16 protein-coding genes, 1 tRNA gene and 2 pseudogenes are annotated in these 17,056 nt (G+C 70.2%); 7 read left to right on the top strand and 12 right to left on the bottom strand.

The window, feature by feature from the left end:
- Window positions 1–27: 27 nt before the first annotated feature.
- From AC2H4J_RS04355 to AC2H4J_RS04345, 3 genes are all read right to left on the bottom strand, one after another.
- Window positions 28–552, bottom strand: a complete 525-nt coding sequence (locus tag AC2H4J_RS04355; RefSeq protein WP_487463597.1) for a hypothetical protein — start codon at window positions 550–552, stop codon at window positions 28–30.
- 1,023 nt (window positions 553–1,575) lie between these two features.
- A complete protein-coding gene (locus AC2H4J_RS04350) occupies window positions 1,576–2,202 on the bottom strand; it encodes a hypothetical protein (protein WP_487463596.1) in 627 nt (208 codons plus the stop codon).
- Between the two features lie 106 nt (window positions 2,203–2,308).
- Entirely contained in the window at window positions 2,309–4,288 is a 1,980-nt protein-coding gene (locus AC2H4J_RS04345; protein WP_487463595.1) for a hypothetical protein, read from the bottom strand.
- Window positions 4,289–4,818: 530 nt separating this feature from the next.
- On the opposite strand from AC2H4J_RS04345, the gene AC2H4J_RS04340 reads away from it, so the two are divergent.
- The 3 genes and pseudogenes from AC2H4J_RS04340 to AC2H4J_RS04330 all read left to right on the top strand — a co-directional run.
- Complete coding sequence (locus AC2H4J_RS04340; protein ID WP_487463594.1) at window positions 4,819–4,986, top strand: hypothetical protein; 168 nt, start codon at window positions 4,819–4,821, stop codon at window positions 4,984–4,986.
- 179 nt (window positions 4,987–5,165) lie between these two features.
- Window positions 5,166–5,408, top strand: a complete 243-nt coding sequence (locus AC2H4J_RS04335; RefSeq protein WP_487463593.1) for a helix-turn-helix domain-containing protein — start codon at window positions 5,166–5,168, stop codon at window positions 5,406–5,408.
- 74 nt (window positions 5,409–5,482) lie between these two features.
- Window positions 5,483–6,508, top strand: a pseudogene (locus AC2H4J_RS04330) (tyrosine-type recombinase/integrase); the annotation flags it as partial.
- Window positions 6,509–6,708: 200 nt separating this feature from the next.
- On the opposite strand, the gene AC2H4J_RS04325 reads toward AC2H4J_RS04330, so the two are convergent.
- From AC2H4J_RS04325 to AC2H4J_RS04310, 4 genes are all read right to left on the bottom strand, one after another.
- Window positions 6,709–6,781: transfer RNA gene (locus AC2H4J_RS04325), tRNA-Ala, on the bottom strand.
- 112 nt (window positions 6,782–6,893) lie between these two features.
- Entirely contained in the window at window positions 6,894–7,307 is a 414-nt protein-coding gene (locus AC2H4J_RS04320; RefSeq protein ID WP_487463592.1) for a VOC family protein, read from the bottom strand.
- 20 nt (window positions 7,308–7,327) lie between these two features.
- Window positions 7,328–7,741, bottom strand: a complete 414-nt coding sequence (locus AC2H4J_RS04315) for a helix-turn-helix domain-containing protein (RefSeq protein WP_487463591.1) — start codon at window positions 7,739–7,741, stop codon at window positions 7,328–7,330.
- Between the two features lie 22 nt (window positions 7,742–7,763).
- A complete protein-coding gene (locus tag AC2H4J_RS04310) occupies window positions 7,764–8,408 on the bottom strand; it encodes a M23 family metallopeptidase (protein WP_487463590.1) in 645 nt (214 codons plus the stop codon).
- A gap of 481 nt (window positions 8,409–8,889) precedes the next feature.
- Between AC2H4J_RS04310 and AC2H4J_RS04305 the strand changes: the two genes are divergently transcribed.
- Window positions 8,890–9,999 (top strand): CDP-glycerol glycerophosphotransferase family protein, encoded by a 1,110-nt coding sequence (locus AC2H4J_RS04305; protein ID WP_487463589.1) that lies wholly within the window; start codon window positions 8,890–8,892, stop codon window positions 9,997–9,999.
- Window positions 9,996–10,457, top strand: a pseudogene (locus AC2H4J_RS04300) (phosphocholine cytidylyltransferase family protein); the annotation flags it as partial. The gene AC2H4J_RS04305 and the pseudogene AC2H4J_RS04300, both read left to right, overlap by 4 nt.
- Before the next feature lie 331 nt (window positions 10,458–10,788).
- Here AC2H4J_RS04300 and AC2H4J_RS04295 read toward each other — a convergent pair.
- From AC2H4J_RS04295 to AC2H4J_RS04275, 5 genes are read right to left on the bottom strand one after another with little or no spacing between them, the layout of a single operon-like run.
- Window positions 10,789–11,874: a hypothetical protein gene (locus AC2H4J_RS04295; protein ID WP_487463588.1), complete on the bottom strand. Its 1,086-nt coding sequence runs from the start codon at window positions 11,872–11,874 to the stop codon at window positions 10,789–10,791.
- Complete coding sequence (locus tag AC2H4J_RS04290; RefSeq protein WP_487463587.1) at window positions 11,871–12,524, bottom strand: SCO family protein; 654 nt, start codon at window positions 12,522–12,524, stop codon at window positions 11,871–11,873. Before AC2H4J_RS04290 ends, AC2H4J_RS04295 begins: the two co-directional genes overlap by 4 nt.
- Window positions 12,521–13,234, bottom strand: coding sequence for a YcnI family protein (locus AC2H4J_RS04285; protein ID WP_487463586.1), 714 nt, complete (start codon window positions 13,232–13,234; stop codon window positions 12,521–12,523). The genes AC2H4J_RS04290 and AC2H4J_RS04285 overlap by 4 nt, the downstream gene beginning before the upstream one ends.
- Window positions 13,235–13,255: 21 nt before the next feature.
- Window positions 13,256–15,016 carry a copper resistance CopC/CopD family protein gene (locus tag AC2H4J_RS04280; RefSeq protein ID WP_487463585.1) on the bottom strand — a complete coding sequence of 587 codons (1,761 nt, stop codon included), beginning with the start codon at window positions 15,014–15,016 and terminating at the stop codon, window positions 13,256–13,258.
- Window positions 15,013–15,669, bottom strand: a complete 657-nt coding sequence (locus AC2H4J_RS04275) for a zf-HC2 domain-containing protein (protein ID WP_487463584.1) — start codon at window positions 15,667–15,669, stop codon at window positions 15,013–15,015. The genes AC2H4J_RS04280 and AC2H4J_RS04275 overlap by 4 nt, the downstream gene beginning before the upstream one ends.
- 69 nt (window positions 15,670–15,738) lie before the next feature.
- Here AC2H4J_RS04275 and AC2H4J_RS04270 point away from each other — a divergent pair, with 69 nt between their 5' ends.
- Both AC2H4J_RS04270 and AC2H4J_RS04265 read left to right on the top strand, forming a co-directional pair.
- Window positions 15,739–16,308: a sigma-70 family RNA polymerase sigma factor gene (locus tag AC2H4J_RS04270; protein WP_487463583.1), complete on the top strand. Its 570-nt coding sequence runs from the start codon at window positions 15,739–15,741 to the stop codon at window positions 16,306–16,308.
- A 101-nt stretch (window positions 16,309–16,409) separates the two neighbouring features.
- The gene (locus tag AC2H4J_RS04265; protein ID WP_487463582.1) at window positions 16,410–17,027 is read left to right on the top strand and encodes a DUF47 domain-containing protein; all 618 of its coding nucleotides are present in this window, start codon (window positions 16,410–16,412) and stop codon (window positions 17,025–17,027) included.
- The last annotated feature ends 29 nt before the right edge of the window (window positions 17,028–17,056 follow it).

The following is a 17,056-nucleotide window of genomic DNA, read 5'->3' as shown; positions in this document are numbered from 1 at the left end:
ATCGACGTGCTGCTATTGCCCGTCCGGTCAGTCACTCCGTCCCTCGGTCGCTGACTTCACGAACTCTTGAACACCCGCCATAAGCGCCGCGGCGGCAACACCGATAAGAATGCCGCTTTTGAACTCGTCCGCGTGGACTTGCTCCTCTCTGGTAGCGCTGTGCGCCTCAGCAGTCATGCTCTGGCTGACAAAGCCGCCTTCAGCCGGCTGTTGCGGCTCATATTTCCACGACCACATGTACTGGCCGACGTCATTAGGCGGCGGCCCGGCTGCATAGACGTAGTCGCTACCGGGATCTAGGTACCGCTCGACGGTGACTTCCGGGCTGGGAAACGGATTCGGTGCAAACCCAGTGTCTACTGCACCGGCGACACTGATGGACGGAAACGTGGCAACGAGGTTGGGTCCTCGAACTTGAAGTGGACCCACGTCGAGGCCCTCCCATGTGAGCGAGGCCGAGAAGGACGACTGATGCCTGTCGGGCGCAAATACGGCCACCATCGTGTGGTCGTCGGGCGATCGATTGAGGCTGACGGGCGGGGGGTAATCCACGCGGGCACCATCCGGGACAGTGATAATAAGCGACCACTCGTCCACCGACAGTTTATTGCTATTAATATTTACATCGAGACTTGAGTGTATTGATCCCGACTCCGACTTGGAACTCTGCTCTTGCGACAAGGTTGCCTGAACTGTGACCGGGCTATGCGTGTCGTTGAAGGGCTTGAAGTCGAGCGTGACGTCTGGCGCCGAAGGCTGGGGAACACTCGTGTTTGGCAGTAGCCAAATGCCGACCACGCCGGTTAGTACGGCGAGGACGCCTAAGACTAGAACAGTCGCGGTAGCTCCTCGCTTAATAAAGGTCCATATTGCCCCGCACGCGCGTTTCGTATGAGACCTAAAACGTTGCCATCGAGTCCTAGGAATCCGGTCGCCTTGCGCTTCTTGGGGTGTGGACCCGGTCTTTGCCTTACGGGCGTCGGGCTTCGGGTCCTCGACCACAGCGTCTGTGGGACTTTGCGTAGACGCTGGCTCGTCAGCTGTGTCCGGTACGGCAGTAGGGGCTGCGGGGATCCTCCGGCTTGCGCTAGCGATGAGTATCACCGCGAGCCAGCACGCAGCGGCCATCAGTCGACGGGTGGGCCAGCGCTGTTGTTCCACCACCTGTCCATCATGGCGGCCACCGGCACCCCCTGCGGGCAACCGCCGGGCCAGTGGAGCGTGGCTCATGTCGCAGCAGACTCGAATACTCGAACGCGGACACGCAGTTGGGCATGACTCCAAAGAGCCGCTCCCCTGCCGCCTGTCCCATAAGCCGCCTTCAGAGACACGCCGCAAGCCCTTGATCAGTCCTCGCCCACGCGGCGCCTGCGCTGCGCCCCGACGAACTCAAGACCTCAAGATCATCCGCCGTCACACGTCTTGCATTTGCCGTGGCGGGACTCGTTGTGACGAAGAGGTAGGCAGCCGCGCTGCCTGTTCGAACGGTTGGTCCGACTGGTCCTGAGCCGCCCCCTATGGGACAGCTAATCCGTACTAAAGCGGACGGCCGGGAGATGCCGACGTCGCGTTGTCCTACCCGAAGCAGCCAGGATGGTCGATGTTCACGTTGTGGAGCGAGGTCTGGTCGATCGTCCCCCCGTCGGTGAATTCCACATAGACCGCCGAGCAGGGGTAGTACGGGTCATCGGCGGCGCTGCCCTGTGACGCGGACTGGCACAGGCTGTCCCCTGCCTGGCCGCCGATGGCCGCGCAGGACCGTTGCCGCTGGGCCGCCACCGTGGCGTCGTGCTGAGCCTGGGAGGCCGAAGATGCGGCTGCCGCCACCGACGCCGACGCCCGTGCCGACGCCTCTGCGGCCGACGATGACGCCGCCGCTTCCTGTTGGGCGGCCTGCTGGTCGCATGACTCGATGTACTGGTCTGCCAGGGCCCTGGCCTGGGGCGCCGGCACGCCGACGTGGCTAGCGAACACCTGGTCCAACGACGGGTCGCCGCCGTTCTCGCCGGTCGCCAGGTAGTCAAGAATCTCGGTCCCGACGTCGCACTGCGGGTATAGAGCGACGACCAAGCCGGCGGCGTCCGCCGTGGGTGCGCTCTCGACGATGGCGACGGACGACCCGCCCCCTCGGGAGCTGCACCCGGTCATGCAGGCGACCAATGTCAGGCCAGCGAGGATGCCGCCAGCGGCGCGCGGGGTCATGCCTACGCCATCGGCAGGCTGAGCGGCGGCTAGGAAGGCAGAGCCTGCGCATCGTCGGGGTGTATGCCGCTCTGAACGCCGCCGCCGGCCTCCTGCGCAGTTGCGGTTAGCTGACGTTCGCGGCCTCACTTGCCGGGTTCCCGCTTGTCTCGTCAGCCTGCAACCAGAAGTCGTCGTTGATCTTGATGACGAGCGCAATCAGTAGCTTGAGTGCCGTCACGTAGGTACGGAAGTGCTCGTCCTCGTCGCCGACATCAATGTGCGAGCCGTGGAGGTAGCGGTTACGTAGGTCCGGTCCGTTGCTGAACTCGGACTGGTTCAGGCTGTAATTGAAGTAGCTCGCCTCAGCATCCGTCAGCAAGGTGCTCCGCTGCACCAGCCAGCCTTTGGCCACCATGGCGTCGATCAGGGCCCGCGCCTCGGCCGGGTGGTGGTAGTAGCTAGCCGCCTCGGTATGGAAGAGGCCACGGAGGACCCGGAACTGGTACGGACTGGTGAAGTGGACGCGTTCCCCCTTGTCCGTCCAGACGCCCTGCTCGATCAGGTAATCGACCTGCCGCCGCTGATACTCCTCGAAGTCGCTGTAGGCCACTTGGTTGGCGATCAGAAGGTTGGCTGCGTCGTCAGCCCGTAGCTCCTCATTGATGTAGGCCAGTTCTGATTGGTCAGAAAACAGCAGGTACAGGACCTGCTGGATGTCCCTGTCGTCGCTGGCATAGACGTACTTGCCCTCGAGCAGACTGGGGATCGCCTTGTAGCTGACCTGGCCTGAGGCGATGGCAAGCAGCTCGGTGTCCAGCTCCCCGTTCTCTACGTACAGCGCGAACTGCTTGACAACGCTCTCCATCTCAACGAAGAGGTGGCGGCTCTTCTCCAGGTAGCTGGCTGCCTGACTCGACGGGACGAAGCGGAGATTGGCTGCGCCGAAGTGTTCCGGGAGGTAGTGGCTGAAGTACCAGGCGACGACGGTTTCCAGTTCAATCTGCTGGCTGCGCAGGAAGTGGTGAAAGAGCACCGTCTGTATCAGCGCGGCCTGGGCCTTGAAGCGGAAGGCTGCACCGATCGGGTAGGCATCACGGCCCGCAACGCCCATGAGGCGTTCAAAGACCCCGCGCTGCGCGTCGAACGACGGGAGCGTCAGCAGCATGTGCCGGTCAGCGAACTCGAACAGGTAGATGAAGTTGTTCAGGATTGTCGGATAGTCCAGACCCTCCTCCAGCCACCGCCGGCTGTAGGAGAACTTGCTGACCAGTCCGTCGCTTGAGGCCTCCACCGGCTCCGTCTGGTCATCGGTGATGGCCACCTCGCAGCCGGTTCTGATGCCGGCGTTCTCCTTGAAGAAGTCCTCGGTCCACCGGTCGTGCTTCCGCTTCGCCTTTAGCTTGAGCTTGGCGTCGAGGCCCAGGGCCGGGTGCTTGTTCAGCGGCGCCGTTGCGATGAGCTCTACCCAGCTGGGGTTGGCGTCGTCACTGTCCAGGAAGGCATCCAGCAGAGCCCGCGCATCGGCCATCGTTAGACGGGCCGGCAAGTGGACGGGGCGCCGGATGTCCTTCTCTAGGTACTTGCGCAGTAAGTACTCGGCGTTGGCCGGATCGGCAATCAGCCGAGCCCGAAGCTCCGCATCACAAGCCCGCACCAGATCCGGCTGGGCAAGCATCTCGCCGAGACGGATACCCGCGTGATCGAGCACCTGCAGAACAATGGCTGCGCTGCAACGGTCATAGACCTTGAACCGCGCGAAAAACTCCAGCAGATCCGCGTGGTACTGGTAGTCGACCTCGCCGACCTGCGCCACCAGGTTGTCCTCATTCAGGGCATTGAAGAACTTGCCGACCGCCCCGCGCACCGCCGGCACACGGGCACGTACAGTCCCCTGCTGCTCGTCGCTATAGGCAGCTGGGAACAGGCCGTTAGCCGCGAACAGCTGCGCATTATGCAGCTCGATGACGTCAGCGACCGTCCGCGTCGTGGCTGTCGAGTCGAAATGTTCGAGAACGGCAGCGGCGCGCTCCGCCTGCCAGTGACTACCCAAGTCGTGGACGCCGTAGAACTTGACGCGTCTTTCGGCAGCACGATCCGTTGACATTCCCCACCCTCGGCCCAAGCAAGCTGCGTCAGCATCAGGACTCTCGCATGGCGAGTGATCGACAAGGCACACGAACGTTGCTAAACGGAGCGACCGCCCAGGGGCCAGCAGCACTGGAGCCTCCAAAATCACGAGGCATCACACCTCATGCACCTGGGGTCTGCCGATTCGTGGTGAAGGGTTTCTGGAGACTCGTCCGGAGCCTTGACAGCATGGGAACCAGCGGTAGCCCCGAGTACCGAGCCCGACGGCGGGAGCGCGAGCGGCAACGGCGTCAGCAAGCCCAGCGGACGACTCCGAAGGCCCACGCGGATATGGCCGCAGCGGACGTACAGGGTCGCGAGCGGAGGACTGCCGCGACGGCATGCGGGTGGTGCGGTGGACCCATGACGCCGGGAAGACGGGGGCCTATCCCGAAGTGGTGCTCCGCCACCTGCCGGCACCGGGCGTGGGAGCAGGCCAGGGCCGCTGGCTCGGGCCTGTCCGCGGTGGAGGTCTTGGAGCGGCGCGTCGAAGTCCAGGTGCCTCTCGTGCCGACCCGCCGCGACTGGCCCCGGCTGCTCGGCGAGCTCGCCAGCCAGCTGAACGACGGGCGGATCTACGACCGGGACCTGCCCGCCCTGGCGCGGGCAGTTCAGCCCGCACTGGAGGCCTACCGGAGACGCGCCCACCTCACCGGCGCCCCCGACGTGCGCTGAATCCCATCTCCAGGACTTCTCCAGTACGGCAGGAGTCGCGGCTCGAGTCTCCTGTCGGCCGGGGTCACCGCTGAGTCGCCATGACTGGCGAGTGACTGGAGATTGTCGGCAGGCCGCTCCCCCACCGTCGTACGGCAGCCTTCACGCAGCAACGCGCGACTGATCCGGGAGATGTCGACATGGGTGATCCGCAGCCGCTCCGGGGCGTCCTGGCCGCCGATCGGCTCCTCCTCACTCCCGAAGAGGCGGCGGAGGTCCTCGGCGTCGGTCGCACGACGGTGTACGCGCTCATGAAGAGCGGACGGCTGCGTCGCGTACACATCGGTCGCAGCTGCCGACTCACGCGCGCCGAACTCGAGCGATACGTGGACCGGCTTGAAAGTCCCCAGGCCGGTCCACAGCCTCCTCCGGATGCCGCGTGAATCCACAGCGCGCCTACGCATCGGCTGAGCAGTCCCCCAGACTGAGCCTCCGGCAGAGCGCCGAGGGGTAGCGGATGGCGGGACGCGCGTCGAACGGCGAGTCGACGATCTACAAGGGCGCTGACGGGCGCTGGCACGGCTACGTCTCCGTCGGGTTCACGCTCGACGGCACGCTCGACCGCCGGCACGTCAGCAGTAAGAGCCGCGGCGTCGTGGTCGCCAAGGTCCGAGAGCTCGAGCGCAAGCGCGACTCTGGCACGGTCAGCGAGACGTCGACCCCGACCGTCGCCTGGTGGCTCGAGCACTGGCTGACGACCATCGCCCCGCGCAGGGTGCGACTGCGGACGCTGGAGAGCTACGAGTCGGCCGTCCGCAAGCACCTGATCCCTGGCATCGGCCGCCACCGCCTCGACCGGCTGCGGCCGGAGCACCTCGACCAGCTCTACACCGCACTCCTCGACGCCGGCTACTCCCCCGCCACCGTGCTCCGCCACCACCGGATCCTGTCCCGCGCCCTCACCGTCGCCGTCCAGCGCGGGCACGTCCCACGCAACGTCGCCGCCCTCGTTGACCCGCCCGCCCAGCGGCCGAGCGACCTGGCCACCGCCCTGAACCTCGACGAGGCCCGCGCCGTCCTGGAGGCGGCCGGCACCGTCCGCAACTCGGCCCGCTGGACCGTCGCGCTCGCCCTCGGGCTGCGCCAGTCCGAGGCCCTCGCGCTGCAGTGGAAGGACATCGACCTGCTCAACAACACCCTCACGGTCCGGCGCAGCATCCACCGCGTCCGCGGCGGTGGCCTGATCTACGAGGAGCCCAAGACCAAGCGCAGCCAGCGCACCCTGGCGCTCCCTCTACCGCTGGTCGCTGAGCTGCACCGGCACAAGGCCGCCCAGCTCGGCGAGCGCATGCCGGCCGGCTCCGAGTGGCAGGACGAGGACCTCGTCTTCGCCCAGGCGAACGGCCGGCCGATCGACAAGAAGACCGACTACGACGACTGGACGCGCCTGCTGCAGCAGGCGGGCGTCCGCCACGTCCGGCTGCACGACGGCCGGCACACGGCCGCGACGCTGCTGCTGTCCGAGAACGTGCACCCGCGGGTGGTCATGGAGCTGCTCGGCCACAGCCAGATGCGCACCACCATGGACATCTACAGCCACGTCATGCCGGCACTGGCCCGCGAGGCGGCGGACCGGATGGGCGGCCTGCTGCTGACAAGTAAGGGCATGCAAACTGCAACCAGAACTGCAACCACGGAGTTGGTTGAAAGCGCGCAGGACGAAGAAAGCCCTGCTCAGAGGGGTGGAGCTGAGGGGACTCGAACCCCTGACCCCCACACTGCCAGTGTGGTGCGCTACCAGCTGCGCCACAGCCCCTTGCAACTCGGTCTGGTGTGTCCGAGCCGTCGGCAACTCTACAGGGCCGCCGAGCCGATCCCGCGCAGGGGTGGCGACGCCCGCGTCGGGCGCCGCCACCGGGGGAGCAGGGTCAGAACTCTTTCATCTGCGCGATGCGCAGGTGGTTGCCGAACGGGTCGCGCAGGCCGAAGTCGATGCCGTAGGGCTGGTCGACCGGGTCCTCGGTGATCTCCACGCCCTTCTCCTTGAGCTCGGCATGGGTCTTGTAGGCGTCGTCGGTGCGGAAGAACAGGTGCCCGCCGGCGGCGCCCTTCGCGATCAGCTCGCGCACCTGGGCGGCGGTCTCCTCACTCATCGACGGAGGACCCGGCTTCTCCAGCAGGACGGCGCGGTCGTGCTGGCCGGGCAGCGCCACGGTGAGCCAGCGCATCGGGCCGAACTGCATGTCGTTGGTGACCTCGAACCCGAGCTTCCCGACGTAGAAGTCGAGCGCCTGGTCCTGGTCGGGCACGTAGATCTGGGTGATGGTGAGTCCGGTCAACATGGGTCGAACGCTAGGGGCGCTCACTCCCCCGGGGCTTCTCCAAAACTGCTCGGTCGCAGCCACGCCATCGCGAAGCAGGACGGCACCGGCGCCAGCGGCCCGCGCTGCCGGTACACCGACGGCGGCTCCCCCACGACGTCCCGGAAGACCCGGCTGAAGGTGCCCAGCGACGAGAACCCGACGTCCATGCAGATGTCGGTCACCGACCGGTCCGACGAGCGCAGCAACCACATCGCCCGCTCGACCCGCCGCCGTTGCAGGTACCGGTTGGGGGTCTCCCCGAACGTCGCCCGGAACGTGCGGATGAAGTGGGCCTCCGACACGTGCGCGATCCGCGCCAGGGTGGGGACGTCGAGCGGCTCGGCGTAGCGCCGGTCCATCGCGTCCCGCGCGCGCAGCAGCCGCCGATTCGACTCCTCGACGGCGCGACTCACGCGGAAGATCAGAACATGCGCCTCAGGCGCCGGGCACGGTGACGCCGCGGGCGGCCAGCCACGCGACGGGGTCGATCCGCTTGCCCTCCTCGCCGCCCTGGTGCACCTCGAAGTGCAGGTGCGGCCCGGTCGACTCCCCGCGCATGCCCAGCAGGGCGATCGTCTGGCCGGCCTCCACGAACTGGCCCGGCTTGACGAGGATCTTGTCCATGTGGCCGTAGACGGTCACGTCGCCGTTCTCGTGCAGGATGTAGACGGCCAGGCCGAAGCCGCTGGCCGCGCCCGCGCGCAGCACCACGCCGTCACCCGCCGAGTACTCCGGCGTGTGCATGGGCGCCGCCAGGTCGATGCCCCAGTGGAACGTTCCCCAGCGCGAGCAGAAGCAGCTCGAGAACCGGGCGCCGTTGATCGGCATCACGAACTTCGGCCGGGCGGCTTCGCGGGCGGCCTCCGCCGCCTCGGCCCGCGCCGCCCGGGAGGCGGCCACCTCCTGCAGCCGCGCCTGGGCCTCGGCCACCGTCACCGACGCCTGGGGCAGCAGGTCGGCCTCGTCCGTCGTCGACAGCGATTCCATGACCGAGGCGCCGCCCGACGACGCCACCGCCTGTCCGGTGAGGCCGAACACCGACGCCGCGACGCCGCCGACGAGCAGGGCACTCAGCAGCACGGCCGGACGGCGGGACTTTGAGCGGAGCGGACGGCGGGCCCGACCGTGACGGCGGGCGGGGCGAACCGCGGTGAGGAGCTCCGTGGAGGGCTCCTGGCCAACTCGTGCGTCCATGCACCTGCCCGTCGTGGTGGTGGGAAGTCACCGGTTTCGGTTGCGCCTCATATAAACATTCCGTGACACTTCCGTAACCCGACGTACGGCGCGTTCCCCGGGACACGCCGTGGGGCCTGCCTCACAGATCTCCCCAGTCACACGCGTTACTGACATGGGTGTCATTTGCCGACGTCTCCGCGTCCGGCCTCCTGTGACAGAACGTTGCCGTCCTGGAACAACGAAGGCATTGCGCCGCGCCCGCGCCAACCCGTGTACTTCAGGGCATCGGCCGGGCCGGATCGGCACCGGCCGCCCACGGAGGACCTAGGAGGGAAGCGATGCCGCACGCCCCGGGCGTCCCGCCCCTCCCGGAGGAGTCCCAGCGGTGGTGAAGGTCGTCTACTTCACCTTCCGAGGCCTGTTCGCCGACAACCCCCGAGCCATCTACGAGGGAGCGCTCACCCGCGACGACCTCGAGCTGACCCACACCTGGCTGTGCACGGAGAAGACCCGGCCGACCTTTCCGCACGACGTCGAGACCGTCCTCTACGGCACTCCCGAGGCGCGCGCCGTCCTGGGGGACGCCGACGTCGTCGTCGCCAACGACTGCATGTCGATGCAGTGGGAGAAGAAGCCCGGCGCCTTCTACTGCCAGACCTGGCACGGCACCCCGCTCAAGAAGATCCACCACGACGCGCCCGTCCGGCCCGGCTGGCTCGACAACCCCGACAAGGACGTCGCCCGCTGGGATCTCCTGCTCTCCCAGAACGCGGTCAGCACCCCGCGACTGAGCCACGCGTTCCGGTTCCGGGGCCCCGTCCGCGAGACCGGCTATCCGCGCGACGACGTCATGAGCCGTCCCGACGCCGACGACGTCCGCGCGCGGGTGCGGGAGGAACTGGGCGTCCCCGACGGGACGACCGCCGTCCTCTACGCCCCCACCTGGCGCGACGACCTCGTGTTCGACCATGCCGGCGACCAGGACTTCGAGGTGCCGATCGACCTCGGCGCGTTCGCCGAGCGCCTGGGCGCCGACCACGTGCTGCTGCTGCGACTGCACAGCATGGTGGCCGGCCGGATCGCCGTCCCGCCGGGCGCGCCGGTGGTCGACGTGTCCGATCGGGCCGAATCCGCGGAGCTCTACCTGGCGGCGGATATGCTGGTCACCGACTACTCGTCGGCGATGTTCGACTTTGCCGTCACCGGCAAACCCATGGTCTTCTTCACCTACGACCTCGAGCACTACCGCGACGACGTGCGTGGCTTCTACTTCGACCTGGCAGAGGTAGCGCCCGGCCCGCTCGTCTTCACCAGCGAGGACGTCATCGCGGCGATCGCCGGCAGCGATGCCGCCGCCGCACACCTGGCAGACCGGTACGCGCAGTTCCAGCGCACCTTCTGCCCGCTCGAAGACGGGCACGCGACCGACCGCGTGCTCGACCTGCTCTTCCCGCCCGGCGACCCCGCCGGACGATCCACCATGGAAAGGGGATGAACGTGCGGACCACCGACCGAGCCCTGACGAGCTCTCCGCGAGATCTGGCCCGCACCGCGGCGCCACGGCACCTGCACCCCCCGGTCCAGGCCGTGATCCTGGCCGCCGGCATGGGCACCCGCCTCGGGCGGAGCACCCCCAAGCCGCTCACCCTGCTGCGCGACGGCCGCACCATCCAGCGCCGCCAGCTCGACGCGCTGCGCGAGGCGTTCGGCGTCGACACCGACATCACCGTCGTCGTCGGGTTCTCCAGCGACCTGCTCATGGCGGCCTCGCCGGACGTGCGCTTCGCCTACAACCCGCACTTCGCGAGCACCAACACGTCCAAGAGCCTGTGGCGGGGGCTGTCCAACTCCCGCGACGGCGGCGTGCTCTGGATGAACGGTGACGTCGTGTTCGACCCCGCCGTCCTGCACCACGTGATGAGCCACGTCCGCGCCGACGAGAGCTTCGTCTGCGTCGACACCGCGACCGTGGCCGACGAGGAGGTCAAGTACACCCTCGACGCCGACGGCTACATCGCCGAGCTGTCCAAGACCGTCGTCGGCGGGCTCGGCGAGGCCGTCGGCATCAACTACGTCTCCAGCGAGGACAAGGCGGCCCTGATCGCGCACCTGGACGCGTGCGGCGACCAAGACTACTTCGAGCGCGCCATCGAGACGGCGATCGAGCTGGAGGGCCTCCGGTTCCGCCCCCTGGACATCTCCGCGTTCTCCGCCGTGGAGGTCGACTTCGAGCGCGACCTCGAGCGGGCCAACGCCCTCTTCTGGGGCGCGCCGGTCCTGCCGCTCACGGCTGAGGTCGGCTGCCCCGTCGTCCCGGGGGCGCCTCGGGCGTCACCGGGACGGCCACCTCGCGGAAGCGGCGCACGGCGGCGATCCCGCCGATCACCAGCCCCACCCCCAGCGCGAGCAGCAGCGCCAGAGCGACCCGGCCGACGGCCTGCGGCCCGTTGGTGAGCACGTTCGCCGACCAGAGGACGTCGACGTCCGGCAGCCCCTGCACCAGCAGCAACCACCCCAGGACGAGGGCGTTCAGGCCCGCCATCGCACCCCGACCCCGACCCGCGGCACGGAACCCGATCGCTGCCACCGCGGCCGCGGTCAACGCCGGCAGCATCGCCGCGACGATCGCGCCGGTGTGCGACCCGGCGCTCAGCGCCGGCACCGGCGTGGCCCCGGCGTGCCACAGGGCGGCGGCCGCGCCGACCAGCATCAGCCCCCCGAGCGGGCGGGCCGTGCGGGCGAGCACGCCGGCGGCCACGGCGAGCAGGGCGGTGGCGACGTACACCGGCCAGACCAGCCACGGCGACGGCGGCGGCGTCCAGGTGAGCACCCCCTGCACCCGGGCGTCGGTGTCACCGGAGCGCAGCGGCACGGTCCACTCGAACACGGTGTGGCTGCGGCCCGGGTCGGCGGCGACCACCGGCGGCAGCAGCCCCTGCGTCATCCAGTGGGTGCGGTGGTCGTGCCAGACGTAGTGCGGCTGCGACGACAGCTGCAGCCACTGCGGCTCCGCCCGGCTGTCGACCCCCGCCGGCAGGGTCACGCGGGCGTACCGGTCGAGGTTGATGTAGGTCGCGGGGCTGTGCTGGTTGCGCCAGACGCCGTCCGGCCCGATCCGCAGGTACGGCTCCCCCTGGTAGCCGGGCACCTCCACCTCGGTGCTGCTCCGGTTGACCAGCTCCAGGTCGTCGCCGAACTGCAGCACGCGCACGGTCACACCGGGCAGCGCCGGGGTCAGCGCCGTCACGCGGCCGTCGAAGTCGCTGCCCGCCGTCCCCCCGCCCACGTGGGCCGACGCGGGGCCGGCGAGCGCGAGGCTCGCGAGCACGGCCAGCACGACGACGAGCAGGCGGGCGCCGCCACGCCTCACGGGGCGCCCGTCACCCGGCGCAGGTCCGAAGCGATGTCCCGCGCGGTGTTGCCGGCGTTGAAGGCCACGTGCGCCTGGTCGTCGGATCCGTACAGCAGCAGTAACGACGAGTGCAGCTTGCCGCTGTCCTCGGCCAGCGGCACCCCCGTGGCCAGCTGCGCCTGGTCGATCGCCGCCTGGTCGCCGGTCAGCCCGATGAAGGGGTGCGGCAGGTCGGCGTCGAAGCGCCCCAGGTACTCCCCCAGCACCGGCGGGGTGTCGTAGGCGGGATCGGTCGTCACGAAGACCACCTGCAACTGCTCGACCAGTGCCGCGTCCAGACCGCGCAGCGCGACGGCGATGTCGGCCATCGTGGTTGGGCAGACGTCGGGGCAGCGGGTGTAGCCGAAGAACAGCAGCGTCGGCCGGCCGGCGGTCGCCTGCTTGAAGTCGAACGGCGCGCCGGCGGTGTCGGTCAGCGTGAAGCTGGGACGCCGGTACGGCTCGGCGAGGTCGATGCCCGCGTACGTGTCTTTGGAACCCGCGACCGACGCCGGAGCGCTCGGGTGGTTGTGCCCGCTGCTCTGCGCGGTCGCCGACCCGCAGGCCGACAGGGCCAGCCCGCAGGCCAGCAGGAGCGCCGCGGCCCCGGATCGACGCGTTCGGCTCACGAACCCACCGTACGTCGCGACGCCCGCACCCCCAGGACGACGCCCGCGAGGCCCACGAGCAGCGCGAGGATCGCCAGGAACAGCGCCACCCCGGCGGGCGAGCCGGCCAGCTCGTCACTGCTGTGGTCGTGCGCCGCCACGGCGCCGCTGCCGGTCGTGGGAGCGGCCGCCGGCGCGTCCGCGGAGAGCTTCAGCACCGGTGCCGGGTGCTGCGGCTCGGCCTGGCCGTCGACGGTCGGCTCGATCCAGGCCGACTCGCTACCGTCGCTGTAACTCTGGACGACGGGGAAGGTCAGCGAGGCGGCCTTCGGGAACGGGCCGCCCGACAGCGAGAACTCCTGGAACTGGCCCGGGCCGATGCCCCCACCGGCCGCGGCGTCGAACTCCACGACCGACACGGCCTCGCTGATCGTGTTGCCGTCGTCGTCCTTCACCGGCGGGTTCAGCGGTGTCTTCGTCGTGGTCGCCGTCCACCCGGGCACCGGCATCGTCGACACCGACGCCAGCGGGGTGTCGGTCGGCAGCTGGATCCGGATCTTGACGGTGCTGGCCGTGTCGCTCTCGTTCGGCACCCGGAAGGTGACCTTGCCGTAGCCGCCCGCGGCTGCGTCCGGCGAGGAGACACCCACGTGGGCGGAGGCGAGGCCGGCCGAGGCCACCAGGACGGTGGCGGCGGTCGCGGCGACGACGGCGAGTCGGGAGAAGAACACGGGACTCCAATTCATCAGGGGTCAACGCACCGGGAAGTCGGTGCTGGCAGTGGTGGCGGTGAACTCGTCGGTGCGCACCGAGACGGCGAGGGTCCAGGTGCCGGCGCCGGGGATGTCCATCCCCTCGGCGATGTAGTGCCCCGGCCCGCCGGGCTGCAGCTTCACGTCGATCGGGCCGATCTGCTGGCTCGCCTCGGTGAGGCTGACGGTGATGCCGACGGGCTGGATGAGCGCGCCGCTGTCGTCGAAGAGATAGAGGTGCAGCGTGTTCGCACCGGGCCGGGCGGGGTCGATCGACACCTGGACGCTGCCCGACGGCCCCGCGGCGCCCTCCAGCTGGAGCACGGCATCCACCGGCTGGGCCACCGCGGCCCGTGCGGGCGGCAGGCCGACCAGGACGGCGGACAGCGCCAGGACGGCGGCGGCGACCGCGACCTCGACCAGCACCGAGCGGCGCAGCGACGGCACGTGCTCGGCGGCGTTCTCCGACTGCACGTGTCCCCGGGCCCGGGCGGCCTCCGCGACCCCGTCGTCGGCCGTGGCCGCGAACGCGTGGGCGGTGACGCTGCGCCGTGCGCCGGGACGGGAGCGGCGCACGCCGAGCCGCTGCTGGACCCACACCCGCGAGACCCCGGCCGCGGCGAGCACCACGGCGACGAGCACCAGCTTGGCGACCAGCACCCAGCCGTAGGCGGTGGCGAACAGCGCGGTCGGCGACTCGACCTCCCGCACGGCCTGCACCGTGCCGCTGACCACGAGCGCCACCACCGAGGCGAAGGCGATCCGCGAGTACCGGGGCACGGCGGCGGCGACGTCGTCGGCCGGCACGTCGGGCCGCAGCACGCCGGCGAGCAGGCCCGCCAGACCGCCCAGCCAGGTCGCCATCGCCGCGACGTGCACCACCGTCACCGGGATGGCCAGCCCGGGCCACGACCCGGCGACGGGGTGCCCGATCGCGGCCGTGCTGACGACGATGCCGGCGGCGAGCAGCCCGCCGATGACGACCCGGCCGGCCGACGGGGCCTCGGCCCGGCGCCATCCCCGCCAGAGGAGGACGGCGAGGGCGAGCGCGAGCACGAGACGGACCAGCAGGGCGCGCCCCGCCTCGGAGGCGAGCGTGGCCCGCAGCAGGGTCGGGTCGAGCGAGGAGCCGGGCCCGCTGCCCGCCGCGTAGGGGCCCTGCAGCAGGAGACTGCCCAGGGCGCCGACCGCGACCGCGACCGCTCCCCAGGTCGCCATCCGCCCCAGCCGGGCCGACGCCCACCCGCCCGGCCAGCAGAGCAGTACGAGCAGCGGGACCCCGACGGCCAGCGCCAGGCCGGCGAAGCCGATCCACCGGGTGACCGGCAGTCCTGCTCCGACGACCGGGTCGGTGCGGTCCTGGGCGGCGGCCGCTCCCGTGGGCACCAGGTTGCCGGCGCCGACCACGAACGAGAAGGCCCCCGCGACGGGGTGGGAGTCCGCGGAGATCACGCGATAGGTGACGAGGTAGCCGTCGTCCGGGAGTCCGGTGCGCAGCGGGATGCTGAGCAGGTCGCCGTCGACGGACGCCGTCCCCGCGTCGACGCGCCGCCCGCCGGAGTCCAGGACGCGCGCGTATCCGGCCCCGAGCGAGACACCCTCGCTGAACTGCAGCGTGACCGCCGACGGCACCTGCGCCACGCGGGCGCCCTCGCCGGGAGTGGTGGTGACGAGGGAGGCGTGCGCGGACGCCGGTCCCGCCGTCACGACGCCGGCCAGCAGCCATCCGCCGAACAGGGCGAGCAGCAGGACACGCCTCACGCGGGCACCCGCCGATGGGCCCGCCGGGACGACGGCAGGGCGGCCACGCGCCGGCGGCGTCCCCGCCAGGCGACCGCCGCGACCAGGACGAGGCCCGCGAGCAGCACCAGGTGCACGGCCGCGCGGTCGGCGTGCACGTGCCCGGCGCGCAGGTCGGCGAGCGTCACGGCCACGAGGAAAGCGCTGAAGGTGCCGAGGAAGGGCAGCGCGCCCGCGGCGAGCTTCGGCGCCGCGGCGACGGCCAGGAAGGCGGCGGCCACACCGAGGCTCCAGGCGCCCGTCTCGTGGGCCATGTGCACCGGGGCGCTCATCGCCGCCTCCCCGAAGGCGATCTCCGGCCAGGCGAACCCGGCCTGCGCGACGCCCACGGCGAGCAGCGCCAGCCGCAGCGCCGTGCCGACGACCTGCGCGCGGGCGGCGGCGGCCACACCCGGGAGCTCCCGGGGCAGCGCGCCGAGCACCGTGGCCGTCAGGTCGGGGACCGCGGGGGCGGCGGCGAGCCGGGCGCGACGGGTGACCCGGGAGGCGTCGGCCGACCAGGTGCGGCAGGCCGGGCACTCGCCGAGGTGCCGATCGAGCTCGGCCGCGGGCATGCCGAGGGGCTCTCCGTCGAGCCGCGCGGAGATCGCCTCGCGGAAGGGCGAGCAGGACATGGTTCATTGGTCGTTCGCGGGGGCCGGTTGGTTCCCGGCCGGTTTGCACCCGCCGATGAAGATGGAGACATGGACCCACTCGAGCGCATCGCGGCCGACGCCGCCGGGGGCGACCCCCTGGCCGCGGCGGCCTTCGTGCGCGCGACCCAGTCCGACGTGTGGCGGCTCTGCGCGGCGCTGGGCGACCGCGGCACGGCCGACGACCTCACGCAGGAGACGTACCTGCGCGCGTTCGGATCGCTGCACCGCTTCGAGAACCGGTCGTCGGTGCGCACCTGGCTGCTCTCGATCGCCCGCCGGGTCTGCGCGGACGCCGTCCGGTCCCGTCGCCGTCGGCGGGTGACCCTGCTCAGGGACGACGCCGACCTCGAGACGCTGCTGCACCGGGACCACCTGGCCGCCGACACCGTGGCCGAGGGGGCCACCGTCGCGGACCTGCTGGCCCGGCTCGACCCCGACCGCCGCGAGGCCTTCGTCCTCACCCAGCTGCTCGGGCTGCCCTACGCCGAGGCCGCGGAGGTCGCCGGCTGCCCGGTGGGCACCATCCGCTCCCGCGTGGCGCGGGCCCGCGCCGATCTGATCGACTCCCTCGCCGGGGTGAAAGAGGACGGCGGCGAGAGCGACGCGGCTCACGCCTGACCCCGCCGGAGCGCACCGGCCCGGCGGCGGCCCCTATGCTGCCGGACGGCCGTGCGTCTCCAGGACGCCGTCCGTTTCCCCTCCCGATACGGAGCCGACGCGTGCCCTTCAGCCTGACGCCCAAGGACTCGAGCTTCTACCCGCTGTTCACCGCCTCGGCGGAGAACCTGGTGGCCGCCACCGACGTCCTCAGCGACTTCGTGCACGACCACGCCCGGCGGGCGGAGCTCAACGACAAGCTCCGCGAGCTCGAGCACGCCGGTGACCAGACGACGCACGCCATCTTCCGGCAGCTCAACACGAGCTTCGTGACGCCGTTCGACCGCGAGGACATCTACAACCTCGCCAGCGACCTCGACGACGTCATGGACTTCGTCGAGGCGGCCGCCGACCTGGTGATCCTCACCGGCCTCGGGACGCTGCCGGCCGAGATGCACCAGCAGGTCGAGCTCCTGCAGCGCTGCGCGCAGACCACGGCCGAGGCGATGCCCCGGCTGAAGACGCTCAAGGACCTCTCCGATTACTGGATCGAGGTCAACCGGATCGAGAACGAGGCGGACAAGCTCTACCGCCGGCTGCTCTCCCGGCTCTACAGCGGCGAGTTCGACGCGCTGGAGATCCTCAAGCTCAAGGAGGTCGCCGACCAGCTCGAGGAGGCAGCCGACGCGTTCGAGCACGTCGCCAACGTGGTCGAGACGATCGCCGTCAAGGAGTCCTAGAGCCTCATGGATCGCCTGCTGATGGATCT

It is taken from the genome of Blastococcus sp. OS1-29 (genome assembly GCF_057628075.1).
The sequence above is the reverse complement of the archived record's forward strand: the minus strand, read 5'-3'. Positions and strand labels throughout refer to the sequence as shown.

Bases quoted from the DNA above. Each gene is read 5' to 3' on its own strand.
- AC2H4J_RS04350 (WP_487463596.1), bottom strand. From the start codon at position 2,202: ATGACCCCGCGCGCCGCTGGCGGCATCCTCGCTGGCCTGACATTGGTC.
- AC2H4J_RS04345 (WP_487463595.1), bottom strand. From the start codon at position 4,288: ATGTCAACGGATCGTGCTGCCGAAAGACGCGTCAAGTTCTACGGCGTC.
- AC2H4J_RS04335 (WP_487463593.1), top strand. From the start codon at position 5,166: ATGGGTGATCCGCAGCCGCTCCGGGGCGTCCTGGCCGCCGATCGGCTC.
- AC2H4J_RS04320 (WP_487463592.1), bottom strand. From the start codon at position 7,307: ATGTTGACCGGACTCACCATCACCCAGATCTACGTGCCCGACCAGGAC.
- AC2H4J_RS04275 (WP_487463584.1), bottom strand. From the start codon at position 15,669: ATGTCCTGCTCGCCCTTCCGCGAGGCGATCTCCGCGCGGCTCGACGGA.
- AC2H4J_RS04270 (WP_487463583.1), top strand. From the start codon at position 15,739: ATGGACCCACTCGAGCGCATCGCGGCCGACGCCGCCGGGGGCGACCCC.